1 protein-coding gene is annotated in these 2,442 nt (G+C 63.4%); it reads left to right on the forward strand.

Features of this window, described 5'->3' with window-relative positions:
- Positions 1–550: 550 nt before the first annotated feature.
- On the forward strand, positions 551–2,442 hold a 1,892-nt coding region (locus ACFOSH_RS44610), incomplete at its 3' end, for a hypothetical protein (RefSeq protein ID WP_378248005.1).

The raw sequence follows: 2,442 nt of genomic DNA on the forward strand, positions 1-2,442 counted from the left end.
ACCGTTGCTGCGGTGGACCGAGGTGTGGATGCGGGCTTACTACGATGCGAGGGCTCAAGCGAACAAGCCAGTCCTGACGTCGGAGGAGCTTGCGCTGAGCACTGGAGGCATCGTGACATCCGGGACGGTAGATGACTGGAAACTCGGCTCTTCCCAGAGCGTTGCGGAGCATTCTGTCGACGAATCCTCGGGCCCGGCTCTTGCGGGCCCCTCTGGCATCAGTCGTGTCGGCGCTCTTCCGGCGGAGTATGTGGAGGTGGTGTCCTGGCGTCCCCCTCCTGGGGTGGCGAATACGTTGCGGTACCTCGTGGAAGCGCCGGATCCTGGGATCTCAGGGATTTCCGGTCCGGGGACGGAAGGTCAGGGTGTGACCGGTGCCGGATCGGGTGACCGCCTTCTGGAGGGGGTTCCGGAGGATGTGGCGTCCGGGCGTCCCGGTCCTGGGGTAGGTGCCGCTACCACGTGGCGTGAGTACCTGAGGAGGACCGGTCGTTCGAAGGTGAAGGCCGGGTGGTCGCGCGGTTGGTTCGAGAGTCTGCATGCGGAGGTTGTGAAGCAGACCGGTATGGGAGTACCCGCGCCTTTGGTGTTTGCTCTCTCCGGCGGAGAGATCAGTAGGAAGCAGGCGCATGATTTTACGTACGATTACAAGCGTGACCACGGAACTTCTCTGTACGGTCTGAAGAGGGTTCGCTCGCTTGTTCCTGAGTGGTTAACGGATTTCCGTCCTGGTGAGGGGGAGTGGGAGCAGTTCGGTGACGTTTTGGCGTTCCTGAAGGCGAATAAGGAAAAGTTGCCGGTCAACATCTGGTTGGAGCCCAGTGGGAAGACCCGTGGGCAGAAGCCGCTGTACTCGGAGCCGTTGCAGAAGTGGGTCGAGGTGTGGATGCGGGCGTACAAGGAGGCGAGGGCTCAAGCGGACAAGCGAGTCCTGACGCCGGAGGAGCTTGTGCCGCTCGTCGGAGGCATCGCGCAGTACACGACCGTACAAGACTGGAACCGCGACTCTTCCTGGAGCTTTGCGGACCTGTCTCTCGACGACGCCCCCTCGGGTGAGGGGGAGGGCTCCGGGCAACCGCCGGCAGCTGATCTGGACGATGTGGCGCTGGTGGCCTGGCGTCCCGGTCCTCGCAAGGGGGTCTCGCTAGAGGCGTATCTGAAGGCGAAGGGTCGTTTGAGCGAGGCGACGCCGGACAAGGTGCGGGAATGGGGGATCGGTATTCAGCGGGACGCTGTGAAGAAGACCGGTCTGGGAGTACCCGCGCTTTTGATGGTTACTCTCTCCGGCGGACGGATCACTATGGGGCAGGCGCGTGGGATTACGTCCGCGTACGGACCTTCTGCGTCCGATCTGAAGAAGGTCCGTTCGCTTGTTCCTAAGTGGTTAACGGATTTCCGCCCTGGTGAGGGGGAGTGGCTGCAGTTCGATGATGTGTTGTCGTTGCTGAAGGCGAACAGGCATCGGTTGCCGGTCAACATCTCGTTGGAGCCCAAGGGGCAACAGCAGTACCCGGACCTGTTGCTGCGGTGGGTCGAGGTGTGGCTGCGGGCGTACCAGGAGGCGAGGGCTCAAGCGAACAGACCAGTCCTGGAACCGGAGGAGCTTGCGCGGCTCACTGGCATCGTGCACAGCGAGACGGTACTTCTCTGGAACAGCGACTCTTCCTGGAGCTTTGCGGATCTTTCTCTCGACAACGCCCCTTCAGGCTCGGGTTTTCCTGGCCCATCTGGCGGAAGTGGTGTCGGCGCTTCAACGACGTCACAGGGGAAACGTCGGCGGTCGGCTTCACCGACGCCACAGCGGACGCGCCCGCGGCCGGAAGCCCCGGAAGCCTCGGGGTCGCAGTTGCTGCGGCCGGGGTTGGAGGTGCCGGAGGGTGCAGGACGGCGTCCTGGTGCCGAACATGAAACGTTGGGGTTGCCGGGATCTGGTTCTGGGGTCTGGGCCGGTGCGCCAAGTTTTTCCGCGGCCGGTATGCCGGTGCCGGTTGTGCCTGGTGCTGGGGGTGGTGGCTGGGTGTGGCCGGTCGGGTCGGAGCTGCAGCAGGTGGAGATGCAGGGGCTGGCGCGGGAGCTGCAGGAGGAGATGTCGCAAAGGCTGGAGCAGGAGGCGCAGATACAGCTGGGGCAGGAGGAGATGCAGGGGGTGTCGCGGGAGTTTCGGGAGGAGATGTCGCAGTGGCTGGGGCGGGAGGAGCAGATACAGCCGGCGGATGTGGGGGTGATCATCGGTGGTGTCGGTTCGGTGTTCAGGGATGCAGCGGCGTTGTTGCTGAAGGAAGCCGGTGTGCATGGGGTGGTGTTGCTGGATGAGGGTGCTCCTGATTTGGGTGTGATTGTGCGGGGGGTGCTGGATTCGGGGTGGGTTGTTGGTGAGGCGATCCGGTTGTTTGCGTGTGAGGTGGGTGATGGTGTTCTGGCGGGGTTGGCGGTTGCTTTGTC

The sequence above is a fragment of the Amycolatopsis speibonae genome (assembly GCF_042647925.1).
GTDB classification, from domain to species: Bacteria; Actinomycetota; Actinomycetes; order Mycobacteriales; family Pseudonocardiaceae; genus Amycolatopsis; species Amycolatopsis speibonae.